The sequence below is a fragment of the Leisingera sp. ABM4_060 genome (genome assembly GCF_056158765.1).
The window spans coordinates 1,891,323-1,908,668 of sequence record NZ_JBSWTX010000001.1; the positions used below are offsets into that span (position 1 = coordinate 1,891,323).

Below are 17,346 nucleotides of genomic sequence, written 5' to 3' on the forward strand. Positions count from 1 at the left end.
CTTCCCGCATCGGCAAACGGCAGGATGCATTCGTAGGAAACATGCGGATGCTGCAACAGGTAGCTCCCGCCTTGCTCCTCGCACATCTTTTGCTCGCGCACATCCCGCGCAGGCCCCGCAGGCTCCGTCTCAGGCAAACAGGCCTGAATCACCAAACAGAAGGAGAGACTGATCGGGAGGAGACGCATCGCCGTGTTGCTGCCTAACCGGTGCACAGGGGGTGTACAGGGGGTGCACGCATAGCACCCCCCGTTTCTGCCGCTTACTTCGCCACCGGCGCGCGCTTGGTCAGCCCCAGCTTCTCGCGCACTTCGGCGGGGCCGATCACCCGCGCGCCCATGTTCGACACGATGGTGTTGGCGCGCTCGACCAGCTGCCAGTTTTCCGCCAGCTGGCCCTTGCCGAGCCACAGGTTGTCCTCCAGCCCGACCCGCACATTGCCGCCCGCCAGCACCGCCGCCGCAGCATAGGCCATCTGGTTGCGCCCCAAGGAGAAGGCCGAGAAGGTCCAGTCATCCGGCACATTGTTGACCATCGCCATAAAGGTGTTGAGGTCATCGGGCGCGCCCCACGGCACCCCCATGCACAGCTGCACCAGCGCCGGGCTGTCGAGGATGCCCTCTTTCACCAGTTGCTTGGCAAACCACAGATGGCCGGTGTCAAACGCCTCGATCTCGGGCTTCACCCCCAGATCGGTCATCATCTGCCCCATCGCCCGCAGCGCGCCGGGGGTGTTGGTCATCACATAGTCGGCCTCGGCAAAGTTCATGGTGCCGCAATCGAGGGTGCAGATCTCCGGCAGGCATTCGGCGATATGCGCCACCCGCTCGCTGGCGCCGATCATGTCGGTGGCGGCCTCATTCACCGGGAACGGGCTTTCGACGCCGCCAAAGACGATATCGCCGCCCATGCCCGCGGTCAGGTTCAGCACCACATCGACCTCGGCGTCGCGGATCCGGTCGGTCACCTCGCGGTAATAGTCCAGGCGGCGCGACGGCACGCCGGTCTCCGGGTCACGCACATGGCAGTGCACAACCGCGGCGCCGGCCTTGGCCGCGGCGATGGCGCTGTCGGCGATTTCCTTGGGCGAACGCGGCACATGCGGACTGCGGTCCTGGGTGCCGCCGGACCCGGTCACGGCACAGGTGATGAAGACTTCCCGGTTCATTTCCAGAGGCATTTCGCTTTTCCCTTCGATGTACAGGGTTTTGCCATGGGTTATCCCCAGGCTCCTCCCCAGATTCTGATTTGCGCTGCGACCGACTCTGCCGCAGCCTTTTGCGGCACAGTTTACACCAGGCGAATTGAAGTTGATGAAATCCGCAAAAAACATCCTTCAGCCCGAGAACCGGCCGCTCAAGACAGCGGTGCTGGTTCTGGATGAATGCAACACACTGTCCTTTGCGGCCGCGGTGGACCCGATGCGGGCCGCCAACCGGCTGGCGGGCCGCGCGGCGTTTGACTGGGATTACGTCAGCGCCACGAATGAGCCGCCGATGCTGACCAGCGGCCTGACCGTGCCTTCGTTTCCCCTGGCACGGCTGGAGGGGTGCGAGCTGTTGATCATCGTCGCGGGCTTCCAGCTGGCCCGCCATGCCACCCCCAGCCTGCTGGCCGGCCTGCGCCGCATCGCCGCCAGCGGCGCCACCATCGCAGGCATCGACGGCGGCCCCTGGCTGATGGCCGAGGCCGGCCTGCTGGACGGCCACCCCGCCACCAACCACTGGGAGGACCTGGAGAACTTCGCCAGCCGCTTCCCCGAAGTTGAGGTCCGCAATGACCGTTTCACCGTCTCCGAGGCCCGCCTGACCTCCGGCGGCGCCACCCCGGCGATCGAGATGATGCTGCACATCATCGGCGCCCGCCACGGCGCCGGATTTGCCTCCCGGGTGGCCGGGCTGTTCCTCTACGACGGCGCCGCATCCGAACCGCGGCCGCAAAGCCGCCTTGGCGGCCACAAGCACAACGCGCTGACCGCCAAGGCCAATGCGCTGATGGAGGCGGCGCTGGACGAGCCGATGCCGCTCAGCGCCATTGCCGAGACCCTGGGCACCAGCCCGCGCAGCCTGCAGCAGCAGTTCCGCCTGCGCCTCAACACCACGCCGCAGGACCACTACCTGCAGCTGCGCCTGGCCGAGGCCCGCCGCCTGGTCACCGACACCGACATGCCGCTGATGGATGTCGCCATCGCCACCGGCTTCACCTCGCAATCCAGTTTCGCCCGCGCCTTCCGCACCGCACATGGCACCTCTGCCCGCGACCTGCGCCAGGAACAGGCCCGGCCGACGGCGCATTAGGCACACCGCGGGTCAAGGGCCGCGCAGCGGCGGTGCGCAGCACCGTTCACCCTTGGCGCGCACCCCTTGAATAGAATTGCAAACGCGCTTCAGGGGCAGGCCTGCCCCTGAACGCTTCTCAGCAAACTCTTTTCTACGCTGCGCCAGCAGCGCCCGGCCCAACCGGCCCAGGGCATGTAAATGCCCGCAGGACGGGCGGGAGCGCCTCCCGCTTGCATCAATAGGGCATCGGATGCGCCCGGTGGGCTGCGTTGATCTCGTCCAGCACTTCTTGGCTCAGCTCCAGCTCCACCGATTGCAGCAGATGCTCCAGCTGCGCCAGGCGGGTGGCGCCAAAGATCGCCGAGGCCATGAAGGGCCGCGTCCGGCACCAGGCCAGCGCCATATGCACCGGGTCCAGCCCGTGGCGCTGCGCAATCTCCAGATAGGCGCCTACGGCATCATAGACCCGCGGGCTGTGCCGCCCGCCCAGTTCCGGATTGATCGCCTTGCGCGACCCTTCCGGCACCGCACCGCCCTGATACTTGCCCGTGAGCAGCCCGGTGCCCAGCGGCGAAAACGCCAGCAGCCCCACATCCTCATTGACGCTCAGCTCCGCCAGATCGGTGTCATACATCCGGCAGACCAGCGAGTATTCGTTCTGGATCGAGGCCACCCTCGGCCAGCCGCGCTCTTCCGCCAACCGCAGCCACTGCGCGGTACCCCAGGCGCTCTCGTTCGACAGGCCAAAGGCGCGGATGGTGCCGCGCTCCACCTCGCGCTGCAGCGCCTCCAGGCAGTCCTCCATATTGGCCAGCGTGTCTTCGCGGTTCTGGCCGGAGGGGTCATAGCCCCAATTCTGCCGGAACATGTAGCTGCCCCGGTTCGGCCAGTGGAACTGGTAGAGGTCGATGTAATCCGTCTTGAGCCGCTTCAGCGAGGCCTCGATGGTGGGCGCGATGGTCTTGGAGGAAATCGGCGCCCCGTCCCGCACATGCCGCATCCCCTCGCCGGAATGCTTGGTGGCCAGAATGTAGCCGCCGCGCCGCCCGGTCCGCGCATTCCAATTGCCGATGATGCGCTCGCTGTTGCCCAGGGTCTCTGCGCTGACCGGGTTCACCGGGTACATCTCGGCGGTGTCAAGGAAGTTCACGCCGCCAGCCAGCGCCCTATCGATCTGCGCGTGCGCCTCGTCTTCCGGCGTCTGGGTGCCAAAGGTCATCGTGCCCAGGCACAGCTCGGACACCATCATGCCAGTGCGCCCCAACGGGTTCATTTTCATCTCGCAGCTCCCCTCGTTCCGGATTTGCCCGCGACCCTAGAGCCGCACCGGAAAAGTGCAAGCGGCTTGCACATGCTTCGCTTTCCGGCCAGCCTGCGCCCAACCCATCGAAAGGACATCCCATGCCGCAAAACATCACCAAGGGCGTCAAGGCGCTGATGGCGGAGGCCAACGGCCTTGTCGAGACCATGAGTGTCGCGGAGGCAAAGCAGAAGGCACTGGACGAGAATTATGTCTTCATCGACCTGCGCGACATCCGCGAGCTGCAGCGCTCCGGCATGATCCCCGGCGCCTTCTCCTGCCCGCGGGGCATGCTGGAATTCTGGATCGACCCGGACAGCCCCTACCACAAGCCGGTGTTCAACCAGGACAAAACTTACGTGTTCTACTGCGCCAGCGCCTGGCGCTCCGCGCTCAGTGCCAAGGCCGCGATGGAGATGGGGCTGAAGCCGGTTGTGCATCTGGAGGGCGGCTTCACCGAATGGGCCAAGCAGGGCGGCCCGGTGGTGCCGCGCGAGGGCTGAGCGCGGGCGGCGGGTGAAGGGATGGCGGCGGCCTGCCCGGCGCCCAGGCGGCATGGACCGGGCCCTTACAGGGTTGCGGTGATCCATGGCGGCCCCGGTGCCGCCGGGGAGATGGCGCCCGTGGCGCAAGAGCTGGCCGCCCGCGGCTGGGGCGTGCTGGAGCCGTGGCAGTCGGAAACTTCCGTTGCCGGACAGATCCGCGAGTTGAAACAGCAGTTGGAAGCCGCCTGCCCTGGCCCTGCCGTTCTGATCGGCTTTTCCTGGGGCGCCTGGCTGGCCTGCCGGCTGGCGGCCCGGCATCCTGCGCAGGTTTCCGGGTTGGTCCTGGTGGGCAGCGGGCCTTTCACGGCTGAGCAGGCCGCAGGCATCAGCGCCGCCCGGCAGGCCCGGTTGCAGCCGGAGGAAGGACGGGAGCTAGAGACCCTGTTCCACGGCGGCGGCATGGAGACCCCGGAGGGGCTGGCGCGGGCACTGGAGCTCTTGGAAAAGGCCGAAGCCTTTGCGCCATCAGCCGGAAAGCGCCCGCCCGTTTCCTTTGACCGGCGCATCTTCGAAGGCGTTTGGCCCGAAGCCGCCGCAATGCGCCGCTCCGGCGCCCTGCTGCGCCAGGCCGCGCAGATCCGCTGCCCGGTGACCGCCATTCATGGCGCCTGCGACCCGCATCCCGCCGCCGGTGTTGAACAGCCCCTGCGGCAGGTTCTGCCCGGGCTCCGCTTCCATCTCCTGCAGCGCTGCGGCCACAAGCCCTGGATCGAACGGCATGCCCGGGCAGAGTTCTTCCAACTGCTGGAAAGCAGCCTGCCCCCAGCCTGACGCCCCCCCTTGCATGGTCTCCCGGCCTGCCGCAGCCACCCTGTGCCGGCAGCAGGGCGGAGCGGGCAGCAGGCCGCCTCTCTGCCACACTTCGATTTGAGAACAAATGGCGAACATGCTAATCTTCCCGCATGCCGACTCATCTTCTCGCCCGCCGCCGCCACAAACCCCGCCCCGCGCTTTCCCTGATGGAAGGGATCGCGCTGGAGCACGGCCGCACGCATGAGGCCTGCGGCCCCGCCCGCCACCGCTTTGCGCTCTGGCTGGCCGCCGCGGCCCAGGCGGCAGCTGCCGGGCCGGTGCTGTGGTTTGCACCGCCCGGGAGCAATATCCGGGACGGCCGGCGGCTGAACCCGGACGGGCTGGCAGACTGCGCCAGCCCCGCCCGCCTGCTGTGCATCCATGCCGCCACCGCTGCGGATCTGCTCTGGGCAATGGAAGAAGCCTTGCGCAGCGGCGCAGCCCCTCTGGTGGTGGCGGAGCTGCCGGAACCGCCCGCGATGACCCCGGTGCGGCGGCTGCACCTGGCTGCTGAGGCCGGCGGCAGGCTCGGCCCGGCGCCGCTGGGCCTGCTGCTGACCCCCGGAGAGGGCGGCGCCCAGGGGATCGAAAGCCGCTGGCACCTGGCCCCCGCCCATCATCTCCCCGCCCGCGGCCTGCGGAGCGGCAGCCCTCCGGGCGGCCCCCGCCCGCTCGGCAGCCGGAACTGCTGGATCCTGCAGCGCCTGCGCGCCCGCACCCTGCCACCGCAGCGCTGGCAGGTCAGCCAAGCAGCCGCAGGCCGCCCGCTGAAGGCAGCCCCGGCCTCATCCCGCCCCGCAGATCCCGGCGCTCTCCCGCGCCCGCAGGCAGCCCTGGCTGCGCCAGCACCGCCCTAGCGGCCTTGGGCCCGGCACCGGGCAAAGCCCGGTGCCGGGCCCAACAGGCAGAGGCTTTTGCCAAAAAGCAGGCGCCTGGCGGGAGCCCTCCGCTTCACAACCCCGCGCGGGAATGTGACAGGACCGCCGCGCAAATCCGGGTAAACTCACCCCGCAGCCAGAAAACCGGACAGGAAGGCCCGCATGCGCAAAACCCGGATACACCGGCGGGCCCTGCTCGCCAGCCTGACCGCAGCCTTGCTGGCGCCGCAACAGCTGCCGGCGGCACCGGTCCGCTACCGGCTCGACCCGGACGCCACCGAGGTGCGCTTCACCTTCCGGCTCAGCGGCCAGCCGCAGCACGGCCGGATCCCGGTCCGCGCCGCCCGTATCCGCATCGACCCGCAGAACCTGGCCCGCAGCCAGGCCGACATCACCCTCAACGCCCGCGGTGCCAGAACCGGGCTGATTTTTGCCACCGAAGCGCTGAAAGGTCCTGGCGTGCTCGACACCAGCCGCTTCCCCGAGATCCGCTTCCGCTCCACCCGGGTGCACCTCGGACCGGACGGCAGGCTCTCCGGCGGTGCCCGGATAAACGGAGACCTCACCCTGCGCGGCATCACCCGCCCCCTCGCCCTGCAAGCCGCGCTCTACCGCCGTCCCGGCAGCGCGCCGGATGACCTGCGCGAACTGGATGTTCATCTCTCCGGCCGGCTCAGCCGCGCAGCCTTCGGCGCCACCGGCTTTGCCGAGCTGGTCGCAGACCAGGTGGGCCTGGCGATCCGGGCCCGCCTGCTGCAGGCTGGGTGACAGGCCGCATGATGGGCCGCATGACGGGCGGCACGGCAGGCTGCATGGCGGGCCGTGCTGCACCCGGGAAGCGCGGCAAAAATACCGCCCCGCAAAAATACGACACGGCAATGGCGGAAACCGGCTGGCAATGGCGCCCCAGCCTGTCATGGTCGGCCCGTTATGCGCCTGATCATCTCCTTTGCCGCCCTGTTCCTTTCCGTCATCCTGCTGCAGCTGTCCTCCGGAGGCGTGGGCCCGCTGGATGCCATTTCCGGCTCGGTGCTGAACTTCACCACCACCCAGATCGGCCTCTTGGGCACCGGCCATTTCGTCGGCTTTTTCATCGGCTGCTGGTGGGCGCCGCGGCTGATGGGCAATGTCGGCCATTCCCGCGCCTTTGCGGTCTGCACCGCGCTTGGCGCCATGGGCCTCCTGGGCCATACACTGACCGAAAACCCCTATGCCTGGGCCGGGATGCGCATCGCCTCCGGCGTCTGCATCGCCGGCGCCTACACGGTGATCGAGGCCTGGCTCAACGCCAAGGTCACCAATGAGAACCGCGGCCGCGCCATGGGCACCTACCGGATTGTCGACATGGGGTCCTCGCTGGCGGCGCAGCTGATCATCGCGGTGCTGCCGCCTGCGGTCTATGTGTCCTACAACCTGCTGGCAGTGCTGTGCTGCGCGGCGCTCTTGCCGCTGACGCTGACCAGGGCCAGCCAGCCGGAAACCCCCAACGCGCCGCGGCTCAAGCCCAAGCTGGCCTGGCGCTGCTCGCCGCTGGCCGTGGCCGGCGTGATCGTCGCCGCGCTCAGTTCCGCCTCCTTTCGGATGGTCGGCCCGGTCTATGGCCAGGAAGTCGGCCTTGCCGTGGACCAGATCGCCTTTTTCCTTGCGGCCTTTGTGGCGGGGGGCGCGCTGGCGCAATATCCGATGGGCTGGCTTGCCGACAAATACGACCGCCGCTGGGTGCTGATCTGGCTGTCGGGCGTCGCCATCCTCAGCTGCGGCATCACCATGGCGGCCAGCGGCACCGGCACCCTGGGCGTGATGCTGGCGGCAGGCTTCTTCGGCTTCACCACCTTCCCGATCTTCTCGGTCTCCGCCGCCCACGCCAACGACTTTGCCACCTCAGCCGAGCGGGTCGAGCTGTCGGCGGCGCTGATGTTCTGGTACGCACTTGGCGCCATCGCCTCGCCCTATGTGTCCTCGGCCCTGATCGAGGCCTACGGCCCGCCGGCCCTCTTTGCCTATGTGGCCTGCGGCCATGTGCTGCTGATCGTCTTCGGCCTCAGCCGGATGAAGGTCCGCGCCACCCCGGAAGAGCGCACCAGCTATGTCTATGCGCCGCGCACCTCCTTCACCATCGGCCGCCTGCTGAAACGCTCACGCGAGCGGCGCTAGCGGCGCCCTGCCCGGCGTCAAACGCTGGACAACCCCAACAGCACCAGCAGCCCGCCAATACAGGCCAGCACAACCTTGACCAGCAACAGCCTGAGCGTGCCGGATTCTGTTGGTCTGGTCAGTTCCCCCCAAAACACGATTATCATCGCCATCAGAGCGACAGTTCCCAGGAAAACGGCTTCAAGCTCCATATCACCCTCCTCAACTGCGGTTATCTGAGGGTAATTTTATCCTTTACTTTCAATTATTTGAACGAAATCCAAGCTCGCAGTTTGAACCGCAGCCTGCCGTAAATACCGCCTCCGCACCGGCTGCGCGCCGATCACATTCAAATTTTCTAGAAATTTTGCTATGTCATGTTATCGTATGATCGCTGCACCTGGGACTTGGAAACACACAAAAAAACAACTGGTATCGACTGGTATCGAAAATACCCGTGTGTTCGGGACGTATCTCGCGGCATATCAATAGATTGCACTGCAAACCGGATGCAGTGCAAGCGAAGTTAGGTGCGCTGATTTTTCTTGGCAGCGCACGCCAGCAGAGGCGGAACACGGACGTGAGCAGCGACGAGCACATGCCAGACGATTCGCCTGAACAGGTGATCGAAAACTTCCTGGAACAGCTCGACGACTGCTATCTGCCTCTTAGTAAGGCCGTGCGGAAGGTCCACAGGGCCACCGGTCTTCTGCCGGGTGATGACCCGAAATATAACGATATCCGGGACAGCCTCCAAATGATGGCTGAGCTTTTCGGCGTGTTTCCGCAAAGAAGTGTTGCGCAAACTCCGCAACCAGAGCCGGCCCCGGAAAAGGGCCGTAAACGCAACAAGAGAAACCGTGCCGTCGACTATGGCCTCCTTCAAACCTTTCACTATCGGCCGCAATTCGGGCTGGCGATTGGCCAGACTACCCTGCTGACCGTGGCTCAATCCATTGACCCGAATGTGAAAAAACCTTCGCTGATCTCCAAGCTGAACCGGTGGAAAACCAGTGGCTGGCTGACCTGGCGCGAGTCGACGGACATTGAACTGACAGAGGCAGGCATCGCTGAGCGGAGCAAACTCAAGAACATCCTCCAAGCAGAGGACGTGGTGAACAAAACCAGCTGTTTGCAAGAGGTTGAGGCCGCCATCACAAGTGTTCTCGGCCTGCGCGGCAGCCTGGAATGACGGGCCGGCAAAGAACCGGCCCAGACATTCGGGCGCGGGCCGCATGGGCGCGCGCCCGAATGCCGGCCTTACTGGCCCCGGGCGGCCTCCTCTGAAACCTCCTCTGCCGCGCCATTCAGCAGCGGCACCTCAGCCGCTTCGGCCTCTTCCGCCTCCGGTTCCACGCCCAGCGCCTGGCTGGCAACACCGCTGACGCCGTTTTCCATCGACAGGCCCAGCTCCTCGCCCAGCTTCTTCAGCGCGGGCATCTGCACCGCCATGCCCATGATCGAGTCCAGCGCCTGATTCACCACCGGCTTCTCCGCGCCATTGCCAGCCCCTGCCGCAGTATAGGGCGCACCGGCGCCGATGCCGCTGACCTGATGGATCTTGATCGAGTCGATCTTCTCCGCCGGTTTCACCATCTCGGTGATGATCGCGGGCATCGCCTCGATCCGGGCCAGGTCGATCTTCATCCGGATCAGCTCGCCCGACAGCGCGTTTTCGGCATCGACAATCGCGCGCTTGCCTTCCGCTTCGGCCAGCATGTCGTTCTTCTTGGCCTCGGCGCGGATGTTCAGCGCATCGGCCTCGGCCTGTGCTTCCTCGCGGCGGGCTTCGGCGCGGTCGGCGGCGGCTTCCTTCTCGGCCTGGGCGGCCAGGCGGATACCGGTGGCCTGACGCTCCGCCTCGCGGGTGGCCTCGATCAGGGTGATTTGCTTCTGACGTTCGGCCTCGGCCACTTCGCGGGCGGTTGCCACGGCCTCGGTCGCCTTGGTTGCCTCGGCCCGCGCCAGGTCGGCAGAGGCCCGCGCCCGGCTTTCTTCCTCGGACTTCTGCTGGATGATGATCTGGCGCTCCTGCTCTGCCACCTCCAGCTCGCGCTCCTTGGTGATCTCCGCCTCGCGGACCGAACGTTCCTTGGCAATCTCCGCGTCGCGGATCTTCCCCTCCCGGGCGATCTCAGCCGAGCGGATGGCCTCCTCGCGGGCAATCCGCGCCCGTTCGGTTTCGCGCATCGAGTCCTCCCGCCGCTGGGCCACCTCGGCCTCCTGCGCGGCCTTCATGGTCTCGATCTGCTGGGCCTGCTCGATCTTGGCCTGCTCCTCGTCCTGCTCGATGGCCAGACGCTGCCGCTCCGCCTCCATCGCGGCGCGGCGCACGGCCACTTCTGCCTCGGCATCGATCTGGGCGCGTTCCTTCTTGGAGGTGGCAATCACCTCTGCCAGCTTGCGCATCCCCACGGCGTTAAAGGCGTTGTTTTCGTCCAGCGCCTCAAACGGGGTCTGGTCCAGCGCGGTCAGCGAGACGGATTCCAGCGACAGACCGTTTTTCAGCAAGTCCTCGGACACCGCATTCTGCACCTCCTGAACAAAATCGGCGCGGTTTTCATGCAGCCCGTCCATGGTCATCTGCGCCGCCACAGCACGCAGACCGTCAACCAGTTTGCCTTCGATCATCTCGCGCAGCTGCTCGACATCAAAAGTCCGGTCGCCCAGCGTCTGCGCGGCGCGGGCAATACCCTCGACCGTCGCCATGACCGAGACATAGAACTCGACCCCGACATCAACGCGCATCCGGTCCTTGGTGATCAGCGCGCCGTCATTGTTGCGCTGCACTTCCAGGCGCAGGGTTTTCATGTTGACCGGGCTCACCTCATGCAACAGCGGTATAACCATTACGCCGCCATCCATGATGACCTTCTTCCCGTTGGCACCAGTCCGAACGAGGCTGATTTCACGGGAAGACCGTTTGTAGATACGGTTCAGAACAAGACCGATCAGAAGAAGCAAAACCAATGCCGACGCAACGGCAATGAGAATAAATGGAAATTCCATGCGGAATACCTCCTTGGATAATAGGATTTTTTGGTTTGTTGGTTTCAGTCAGCCGGGCTGATCAGCCCAGCGGGTCACTCGGACAGAGGGATCAGCACAAACCGGTCCTTTCGGCGGTCGCGCATCACCAGCACCTCGGTGCCCTGGGCCAGCTCCTCGCCAGCCGCGAAGGGTTCGGCACGCAGATAGTGGGCATTACCGTAGCCATCCATGACGCGCACCTCGGCCGGGCGGCCTTGCGCAGCAGTGCCTTGGGTGATCACCCCGCGGCGGCGGCCCAGGCTGCGCATCGACAGCGCCTCGGTCTCGGTCTGCGGCAAGAGACGGGCAAAAACCCCGCCAAAGCCGCGCGCAAACCACAGGCCAAAGGCACCGGCAGGCAGCCCCGCCATCCAGGCAGGCGCGGTGAAGCCCAGGTAGGACTTCAGCACCATCTGCAGGCCGATGCCGCTGAGGCCAAAGCCCATCAGCAAGGCTGCCAGCCAGATCAGCGTCGGCACTTTCCCCAGCCCCAGCCAGGACGCCAGGCTGCCCGAGGCATCTGCCGCCCCGGCACCGTCCGGCGCGTCCACACCGTCCAGATCTGCAAGATCGATGTCTCCCAGATCGCCCAATGCATCCGCAGCGGCATCGGCGCCCAGGTCCCCCAGGCCGCCAGCATCCGGAAACTCGCCGAGGTCAGCACCCTCTGCCGCGTCCAGCCCCGCATCGCCGTCGCTGCCGATCAGGCTGCCGCCCAGCAAGAGCGCCGCCAGCTCCAGCACCGCCAGACCGCCCAGCAGCGCCAAAGCAAGGGAGAACGGCGCAAAGGCGCCATCAAGCAGAAAATCAAACACCGATGAATTGCCCCTCAATTGTATGCATTGGTATACAAAACATGTGGTAACGCCCTCGTGACGTTTCAAGGGTTTAAGATAGAAATTCGCACCCCATGAGTGCGCCAGCCGTTATCCCGGATCAAGCGCGAACTGCCGCCGCGCCCCTTATTTCCCGCGATTTCAGCACACGGGGTTTCCGCCGCTGCCTGCATAGGCTAGACGGGCCTTTGACGCATTACCTGGATGGATGGCATGGCACGCATTCTGATCACCTCGGCAATCCCCTACATCAACGGGATCAAGCATCTGGGCAACCTGGTGGGCTCGCAGCTGCCCGCCGACCTTTATGCCCGGTTCCAGCGCGGACGCGGCAATGAGGTGATGTTCCTCTGCGCCACCGACGAGCACGGCACCCCCGCGGAACTGGCCGCCGCCAAGGCAGAGAAGCCGGTGGCGGAATATTGCGCCGAAATGCATGCCGTCCAGTCCGAGATCGCCAAGGGCTTTGCGCTGTCGTTCGACCACTTCGGCCGTTCCTCCAGCCCGCAGAACCACGCGCTGACCCAGCATTTTGCCGGCAAGCTGGCCGAGGCGGGCCTGATCCGCGAAGTGACCGAGAAGCAGGTCTACTCCAACGCCGACGGCCGGTTCCTGCCGGACCGCTATATCGAGGGCACCTGCCCCAACTGCGGCTATGAAAAAGCCCGCGGCGACCAATGCGAGGAATGCACCAAGCAGCTGGACCCGACCGACCTGATCAACCCGCGCTCGGCCGTTTCCGGCTCCACCGACCTGGAAGTGCGCGAGACCAAGCACCTCTATCTGTGCCAGTCGCAGCTGAAGGATCAGCTGGACGCCTGGATCGACAGTAAGAACGACTGGCCGGTGCTGACCACCTCTATCGCCAAGAAGTGGCTGCATGACGGCGACGGCCTGCAGGACCGCGGCATCACCCGCGACCTGGACTGGGGCGTGCCGGTCAAGAAGGGCGACGCGGACTGGCCGGGCATGGAAGGCAAGGTCTTCTACGTCTGGTTCGACGCGCCGATTGAATATATCGCCGCTTCGCGCGAATGGGCCGATACCAACGGCAAGACGGACGCCGACTGGCAGCGCTGGTGGCGCACCGACAAAGGCGCCGAGGACGTGAAATACGTCCAGTTCATGGGCAAGGACAACGTCCCCTTCCACACCCTCAGCTTCCCGGCCACCATTCTGGGCTCGGGCGAGCCGTGGAAGATGGTCGACCACCTGAAATCGTTCAACTACCTGAACTACGACGGCGGCCAGTTCTCGACCTCGCAGGGGCGCGGTGTGTTCATGGACCAGGCGCTGGAGATCTTGCCTGCCGACTACTGGCGCTGGTGGCTGCTGAGCCACGCGCCGGAAAGCAGCGACTCTGAGTTCACTTGGGAGAATTTCCAGCAGTCGGTGAACAAGGATCTGGCGGACGTGCTGGGCAACTTTGTCAGCCGCATCACCAAATTCTGCCGCTCCAAGTTTGGCGAGGAAGTTCCCGCTGGCGGCGAACACGGCGAGCAGGAGCAAGCGCTGATTGCCGAACTCACCACCCGCATCCGCGCCTATGAAGGCCATATGGAGGCGATGGAGGTGCGCAAATCGGCGCAAGAGCTGCGGGCGATCTGGGTCGTGGGCAACGAGTACCTGCAATCCGCCGCGCCCTGGTCGGTGTTCAAGGAAGACCCCGAGCGCGCCGCCGCACAGGTCCGCCTGGGCCTGAACCTGATCCGGCTTTACGCGGTGCTGTCGGCGCCCTTCATCCCGCAAGCCAGCGACAAACTGATGGCGGCGCTGAACTCAGACAACCGCAGCTGGCCCGAGGACGTGGCAGCGGCGCTCTCTGCCCTGCCCGCGGGCCACGGCTTTACCGTGCCGGAGGTGCTGTTTGCCAAGATCACCGACGAGCAGCGCGAAGAGTGGCAACAGCGCTTCTCCGGCACCCGCAGCTAAGCTCTGCAACTCAGGAATACCCCAAGGCCGCCCCGCCGGGCGGCCTTTTCTTTTGCCGCATCCCTTTGGCAGACCATAAAAATCAATCCCTACTAAAAAACTCAGATTGACATACCTGAGTGAATAATTCAGGTATACGGCATTCCAGCCAGCCTGACTCGGTTCAGGCGAGCCCGAGTGTCATTATTCAATCGAGATCGCCACCATGCCGAACGGAGACAGCCGCCTGCGCGGCCCCCTGCACAAGGACCCGGAAGCAGACGACATGCGCCAGTTGTGGCCGCAGGTCTTTGCCCCTTCCGGCGCTCTGTCCGGCTTCTGTCTGGAATGGCTTCTGGACAGGGCGGAATTCAGCAATGGGCGGAAGTCATGAACCAGATCGCATCCAAGCCGGTACCCACCACCGCAACCACCGAAGTGTTTCCCACCTACCACGCCGAGGACCTGACCCGCGGCGGCGCGCAGGCCCGCATCCTGCTGAACGGCCAGATCTATTCGCTGCGCATCACCCGCGCGGGCAAGCTGATCTTGACCAAGTAAGGCGCCGCACATGAGCCCTGCGCAATCCACTCCCCGTGGCGGCGTCACCGTCGGCACCCTGTCCGATCTGCCGCCGCTGGAAGCCGGCGCCGTGATCTACCTGCGCCACTGGTTTTCCGGCTCCGAGACCCGGGAGCAAATGCGCCGCGACTTTGAGGTGAACTTCGGCCCTGAAATGGCCGAAGCGGCGTTCGAGGCCTTCGGGTTCCTCTGCAACTTCTGCGCCGCCCACGGCCGCCGCCCGCTGGTGCGCCACGGCATGAGCTGCAAATGCCTGGGCGCCGATGAAAACTGCTTTGCCAACCTGCTGGCCTCCGCTGCCGAGGGCCAGGACGATGACGCCCGTATCCTCGCCTCGCTAATCGTCACCCCGCACAAGGCGCAGGAGCTGACGCAGCTTGCCGCTGACTGCGGCCTGCTGCTGCAACAGATCATGACCCCGCATCTGCCGCAGCAACCAGCGCGGCCCGCGGCGGCCACCCTACACTGAATTCCAAAGCAACCAAGGACTTAGCTGATGAAATCCCTGTTTCTCGCGGGCACTGCCCTCGCCGGTCTCGCCTTTGGCGCCACAACTGCCCTTGCCGCTGACAAGGCTGCGGTGCTGACCAATTACGCCAATATCGCCGAGGCCAAATACCAGGACAGCCTGATCACCGCGCAAGCGCTGAAGGCCGCCGTTGACACGCTGGTCGCGCATCCCTCGGCCGAAAACCTGGAAGCCGCCCGCGCTGCCTGGATCGCCGCCCGGGTGCCTTACCAGCAATCCGAGGTGTTCCGTTTCGGCAACGCCATCGTTGACGACTGGGAAGGCAAGGTGAACGCCTGGCCGCTGGACGAGGGCCTGATCGACTATGTCGACGCCTCCTATGGCGGGCCGAGCGACGAAAACACCCTGGCGGCGCTCAATGTGATCGCCAACCCCAGCTTTGAGCTGTCGGGCAAGGTGATCGACGCGGCCAAGATCACCCCAGAGCTGCTGGAAGGCGCCCTGCATGAGGCCGACGGCATCGAAGCCAATGTCGCAACCGGCTACCACGCCGTCGAGTTCCTGCTTTGGGGACAGGACCTGAACGGGACTGAAAACGGCGCAGGCGACCGCCCCTGGACTGACTTTGCGGCCGGTGAAGACTGCACCAACGGCAACTGCGGCCGCCGCGGCGAATACCTGCAGGCCGCCACCGATCTGCTGGTGTCCGACCTGGAATGGATGGCTGCGCAATGGGCCGCCTCCGGCGAAGCCCGCACCGCCCTGCTGGGCGACCCAGAGGCCGGCATTTCCGCAATGCTGACCGGCATGGGGTCGCTGTCCTATGGCGAACAAGCCGGTGAGCGGATGCGCCTGGGCCTGATGCTGAACGACCCGGAAGAAGAGCATGACTGCTTCTCCGACAACACCCACAACAGCCACTACTATGATGGCCTGGGCGTGCAGAACGTCTATCTGGGCGAATACGTGCGGGTGAACGGCGCGCTGGTCTCCGGTCCCTCCCTGTCCGATCTGGTGGCCGCCAAGGACGCGGATCTGGACGCCGAAATGCGCGGCAAGCTGTCCACCACCATGCAGGCGCTTGGCCGCATCAAATCCACCGCCGAAGCAGGCACCTCCTACGACCAGATGCTGGCGCAGGGCAATGTCGCTGGCGAGACATTGGTCATGGGCGGCGTCAACGGTCTGATCGACCAAACCCGTTCCATCGAGCGCGTCGTGAAACTGCTCAATCTGGACGGGCTTGAATTTGAAGGTTCCGACAGCCTGGATAATCCTTCGGCAGTCTTCGAATAAACGCGCGTGACACACTTAACGAGCTGAACCATCAATCAGGAGCCGGCCGCCATCGGCGGCCCGGCTCCTCTCCGGAAAAAGACCCCCATGAACATCAAAACTTCCGCGGCGCTGGCCCTCAGCGCCCCCGTCTTCCTGTGCGCAAACGCAGCCCTGGCCCAGGGTTTCAGCTGGGAAGGCGAAATCGAGCTGGCCAATGAAAGCGTCGTCTCTTCCGATGACGCCACCGCCGAGATCCGCGACACTTTTGCCGTGATCACCGCCTCCGGCGCCTATAGCTTTGGCAATGGCGTGGAGCTGTTTGCCACCGTTACCGCCGAGTCGCTGACTGACGCCGCTGATGACCGCACCTTTGATGATATGGGCGTCTATATCGAAGAGCTGGGCGTCTCCTTCGGCATCGGTGAAGCCACCACCGTTTCGGTGGGTAAGCTCGCGCCCGCCTTTGGCACCGCCTGGGACGACGCGGCGGGTTACTTCGGCAGCGCCATCGCCGAGGATTACGAGCTTGTCGAGCAAATCGGCATCCTGGCCGATGTCGAACTGAACGGTGCGGGCACCCTGTCCTTTGGCGTGTTCTATGCAGATGACAGCGGCCTCAGCCGTTCTGTCGGCTATGACCGCGGCCGCACCAGCACCGCGGACGGCGGCGCAGGCAACACCGGCACTCTCGACAACTTTGCCATCCAGTGGAGCCAGGAAGCCGGCGATACCCGTTTCCACATCGGCGCCCGCCACCTCAGCGCAGGAACCGGCGATGTGGATGACGAGCAGGGCTTCGTGGCCGGCCTTGCGCATGCCTTCGACGGCGGCTTTGACGTCTATGGCGAAATCGCCTCCTTCTCCAACGCGGGCGGTACCGCCAATGACGCGCTTTATGCCACCCTCACCGGCGCCTACACCATCGGCAGCGTCACCCTGTCCGGCGGCTACGTGCACCGCGACCTGGACACTTCCGGCGAAACCGACCTCCTCACCATCGGCGCCGACTACGAGTTTCAAAGCGGCGCCACCTTGGGCGGCGGCATTGCCCGCGTCGACGAAGACGGCACCAAAAGCACCGTTCTCGGCGTGAACCTGATCATCCCGCTCGGCGCCTGAGCTTTCCCTCGGTGACGTTTTGGCATCCCCTGAACACCACCAAACTCAAGGGCCGCGTTCTGCGCGGCCCTTTTTTGTTCGCGGTTTGCGGCCGCGCCGCCCAATCCCAAGTATTTTACTCTGAATACTCCTTGAAACCCCAGCATTTCTGTCAGATATATTTTCCAACGGAATCACTTGGCCTTTGGCACCAG

The 17,346-nt window shown here is 65.2% G+C and carries 17 protein-coding genes; 12 read left to right on the forward strand and 5 right to left on the reverse strand.

Going from position 1 to position 17,346, the window contains the following annotated elements:
* Positions 1-262: 262 nt before the first annotated feature.
* Positions 263-1,180: a 3-dehydrocarnitine:acetyl-CoA trimethylamine transferase BcoG gene (gene bcoG / locus ACXAEH_RS09400; protein WP_475032244.1), complete on the reverse strand. Its 918-nt coding sequence runs from the start codon at positions 1,178-1,180 to the stop codon at positions 263-265.
* Positions 1,181-1,313: 133 nt separating this feature from the next.
* Here bcoG and ACXAEH_RS09405 point away from each other — a divergent pair, with 133 nt between their 5' ends.
* Positions 1,314-2,297 carry a GlxA family transcriptional regulator gene (locus tag ACXAEH_RS09405; protein ID WP_475032246.1) on the forward strand — a complete coding sequence of 328 codons (984 nt, stop codon included), beginning with the start codon at positions 1,314-1,316 and terminating at the stop codon, positions 2,295-2,297.
* A 217-nt stretch (positions 2,298-2,514) separates the two neighbouring features.
* On the opposite strand, the gene ACXAEH_RS09410 is transcribed toward ACXAEH_RS09405, so the two are convergent.
* Entirely contained in the window at positions 2,515-3,558 is a 1,044-nt protein-coding gene (locus ACXAEH_RS09410) for an aldo/keto reductase (RefSeq protein WP_475032248.1), read from the reverse strand.
* A 122-nt stretch (positions 3,559-3,680) separates the two neighbouring features.
* On the opposite strand from ACXAEH_RS09410, the gene ACXAEH_RS09415 reads away from it, so the two are divergent.
* The 5 genes from ACXAEH_RS09415 (at position 3,681) to ACXAEH_RS09435 (ending at position 7,948) form a co-directional block, all read left to right on the forward strand.
* Positions 3,681-4,082: a rhodanese-like domain-containing protein gene (locus ACXAEH_RS09415; RefSeq protein ID WP_475032249.1), complete on the forward strand. Its 402-nt coding sequence runs from the start codon at positions 3,681-3,683 to the stop codon at positions 4,080-4,082.
* A 120-nt stretch (positions 4,083-4,202) separates the two neighbouring features.
* On the forward strand, positions 4,203-4,895 hold the full coding sequence (locus ACXAEH_RS09420) for an alpha/beta fold hydrolase (protein ID WP_475032251.1): 693 nt from the start codon (positions 4,203-4,205) through the stop codon (positions 4,893-4,895).
* A 131-nt stretch (positions 4,896-5,026) separates the two neighbouring features.
* Positions 5,027-5,773, forward strand: coding sequence for a hypothetical protein (locus tag ACXAEH_RS09425; protein ID WP_475032253.1), 747 nt, complete (start codon positions 5,027-5,029; stop codon positions 5,771-5,773).
* Positions 5,774-5,956: 183 nt separating this feature from the next.
* Positions 5,957-6,562, forward strand: a complete 606-nt coding sequence (locus ACXAEH_RS09430; protein ID WP_475032255.1) for a YceI family protein — start codon at positions 5,957-5,959, stop codon at positions 6,560-6,562.
* A 162-nt stretch (positions 6,563-6,724) separates the two neighbouring features.
* The gene (locus tag ACXAEH_RS09435; protein WP_475032257.1) at positions 6,725-7,948 is read left to right on the forward strand and encodes an MFS transporter; all 1,224 of its coding nucleotides are present in this window, start codon (positions 6,725-6,727) and stop codon (positions 7,946-7,948) included.
* A 17-nt stretch (positions 7,949-7,965) separates the two neighbouring features.
* Here the strand turns inward: ACXAEH_RS09435 and ACXAEH_RS09440 are convergent, their stop codons facing one another.
* Positions 7,966-8,139, reverse strand: coding sequence for a hypothetical protein (locus tag ACXAEH_RS09440; protein ID WP_475032259.1), 174 nt, complete (start codon positions 8,137-8,139; stop codon positions 7,966-7,968).
* A gap of 368 nt (positions 8,140-8,507) precedes the next feature.
* Between ACXAEH_RS09440 and ACXAEH_RS09445 the strand changes: the two genes are divergently transcribed.
* A complete protein-coding gene (locus ACXAEH_RS09445; protein WP_475032260.1) occupies positions 8,508-9,119 on the forward strand; it encodes a hypothetical protein in 612 nt (203 codons plus the stop codon).
* Positions 9,120-9,187: 68 nt separating this feature from the next.
* On the opposite strand, the gene ACXAEH_RS09450 is transcribed toward ACXAEH_RS09445, so the two are convergent.
* Positions 9,188-10,936 (reverse strand): flotillin family protein, encoded by a 1,749-nt coding sequence (locus tag ACXAEH_RS09450; protein WP_475032262.1) that lies wholly within the window; start codon positions 10,934-10,936, stop codon positions 9,188-9,190.
* A gap of 74 nt (positions 10,937-11,010) precedes the next feature.
* Positions 11,011-11,772, reverse strand: coding sequence for an OB-fold-containig protein (locus tag ACXAEH_RS09455; RefSeq protein ID WP_475032264.1), 762 nt, complete (start codon positions 11,770-11,772; stop codon positions 11,011-11,013).
* A gap of 234 nt (positions 11,773-12,006) precedes the next feature.
* On the opposite strand from ACXAEH_RS09455, the gene metG reads away from it, so the two are divergent.
* The 5 genes from metG to ACXAEH_RS09480 all read left to right on the forward strand — a co-directional run bounded on the left by metG (position 12,007) and on the right by ACXAEH_RS09480 (position 17,152).
* The gene (gene metG / locus ACXAEH_RS09460) at positions 12,007-13,725 is read left to right on the forward strand and encodes a methionine--tRNA ligase (RefSeq protein WP_475032266.1); all 1,719 of its coding nucleotides are present in this window, start codon (positions 12,007-12,009) and stop codon (positions 13,723-13,725) included.
* A gap of 369 nt (positions 13,726-14,094) precedes the next feature.
* Positions 14,095-14,265: a hemin uptake protein HemP gene (gene hemP / locus ACXAEH_RS09465; RefSeq protein ID WP_024089159.1), complete on the forward strand. Its 171-nt coding sequence runs from the start codon at positions 14,095-14,097 to the stop codon at positions 14,263-14,265.
* 10 nt (positions 14,266-14,275) lie between these two features.
* Positions 14,276-14,755, forward strand: a complete 480-nt coding sequence (locus ACXAEH_RS09470) for a hypothetical protein (RefSeq protein ID WP_475032268.1) — start codon at positions 14,276-14,278, stop codon at positions 14,753-14,755.
* A 27-nt stretch (positions 14,756-14,782) separates the two neighbouring features.
* On the forward strand, positions 14,783-16,051 hold the full coding sequence (locus ACXAEH_RS09475) for an imelysin family protein (protein WP_475032269.1): 1,269 nt from the start codon (positions 14,783-14,785) through the stop codon (positions 16,049-16,051).
* Between the two features lie 87 nt (positions 16,052-16,138).
* Positions 16,139-17,152: a porin gene (locus ACXAEH_RS09480; protein ID WP_475032270.1), complete on the forward strand. Its 1,014-nt coding sequence runs from the start codon at positions 16,139-16,141 to the stop codon at positions 17,150-17,152.
* The last annotated feature ends 194 nt before the right edge of the window (positions 17,153-17,346 follow it).

Coding starts and splice junctions, on each gene's coding strand:
- bcoG (WP_475032244.1), bottom strand. CDS start 1,180: ATGCCTCTGGAAATGAACCGGGAAGTCTTCATCACCTGTGCCGTGACC.
- ACXAEH_RS09405 (WP_475032246.1), top strand. CDS start 1,314: ATGAAATCCGCAAAAAACATCCTTCAGCCCGAGAACCGGCCGCTCAAG.
- ACXAEH_RS09410 (WP_475032248.1), bottom strand. CDS start 3,558: ATGAAAATGAACCCGTTGGGGCGCACTGGCATGATGGTGTCCGAGCTG.
- ACXAEH_RS09415 (WP_475032249.1), top strand. CDS start 3,681: ATGCCGCAAAACATCACCAAGGGCGTCAAGGCGCTGATGGCGGAGGCC.
- ACXAEH_RS09425 (WP_475032253.1), top strand. CDS start 5,027: ATGCCGACTCATCTTCTCGCCCGCCGCCGCCACAAACCCCGCCCCGCG.
- ACXAEH_RS09430 (WP_475032255.1), top strand. CDS start 5,957: ATGCGCAAAACCCGGATACACCGGCGGGCCCTGCTCGCCAGCCTGACC.
- ACXAEH_RS09435 (WP_475032257.1), top strand. CDS start 6,725: ATGCGCCTGATCATCTCCTTTGCCGCCCTGTTCCTTTCCGTCATCCTG.
- ACXAEH_RS09440 (WP_475032259.1), bottom strand. CDS start 8,139: ATGGAGCTTGAAGCCGTTTTCCTGGGAACTGTCGCTCTGATGGCGATG.
- ACXAEH_RS09450 (WP_475032262.1), bottom strand. CDS start 10,936: ATGGAATTTCCATTTATTCTCATTGCCGTTGCGTCGGCATTGGTTTTG.
- metG (WP_475032266.1), top strand. CDS start 12,007: ATGGCACGCATTCTGATCACCTCGGCAATCCCCTACATCAACGGGATC.
- hemP (WP_024089159.1), top strand. CDS start 14,095: ATGAACCAGATCGCATCCAAGCCGGTACCCACCACCGCAACCACCGAA.
- ACXAEH_RS09470 (WP_475032268.1), top strand. CDS start 14,276: ATGAGCCCTGCGCAATCCACTCCCCGTGGCGGCGTCACCGTCGGCACC.
- ACXAEH_RS09475 (WP_475032269.1), top strand. CDS start 14,783: ATGAAATCCCTGTTTCTCGCGGGCACTGCCCTCGCCGGTCTCGCCTTT.
- ACXAEH_RS09480 (WP_475032270.1), top strand. CDS start 16,139: ATGAACATCAAAACTTCCGCGGCGCTGGCCCTCAGCGCCCCCGTCTTC.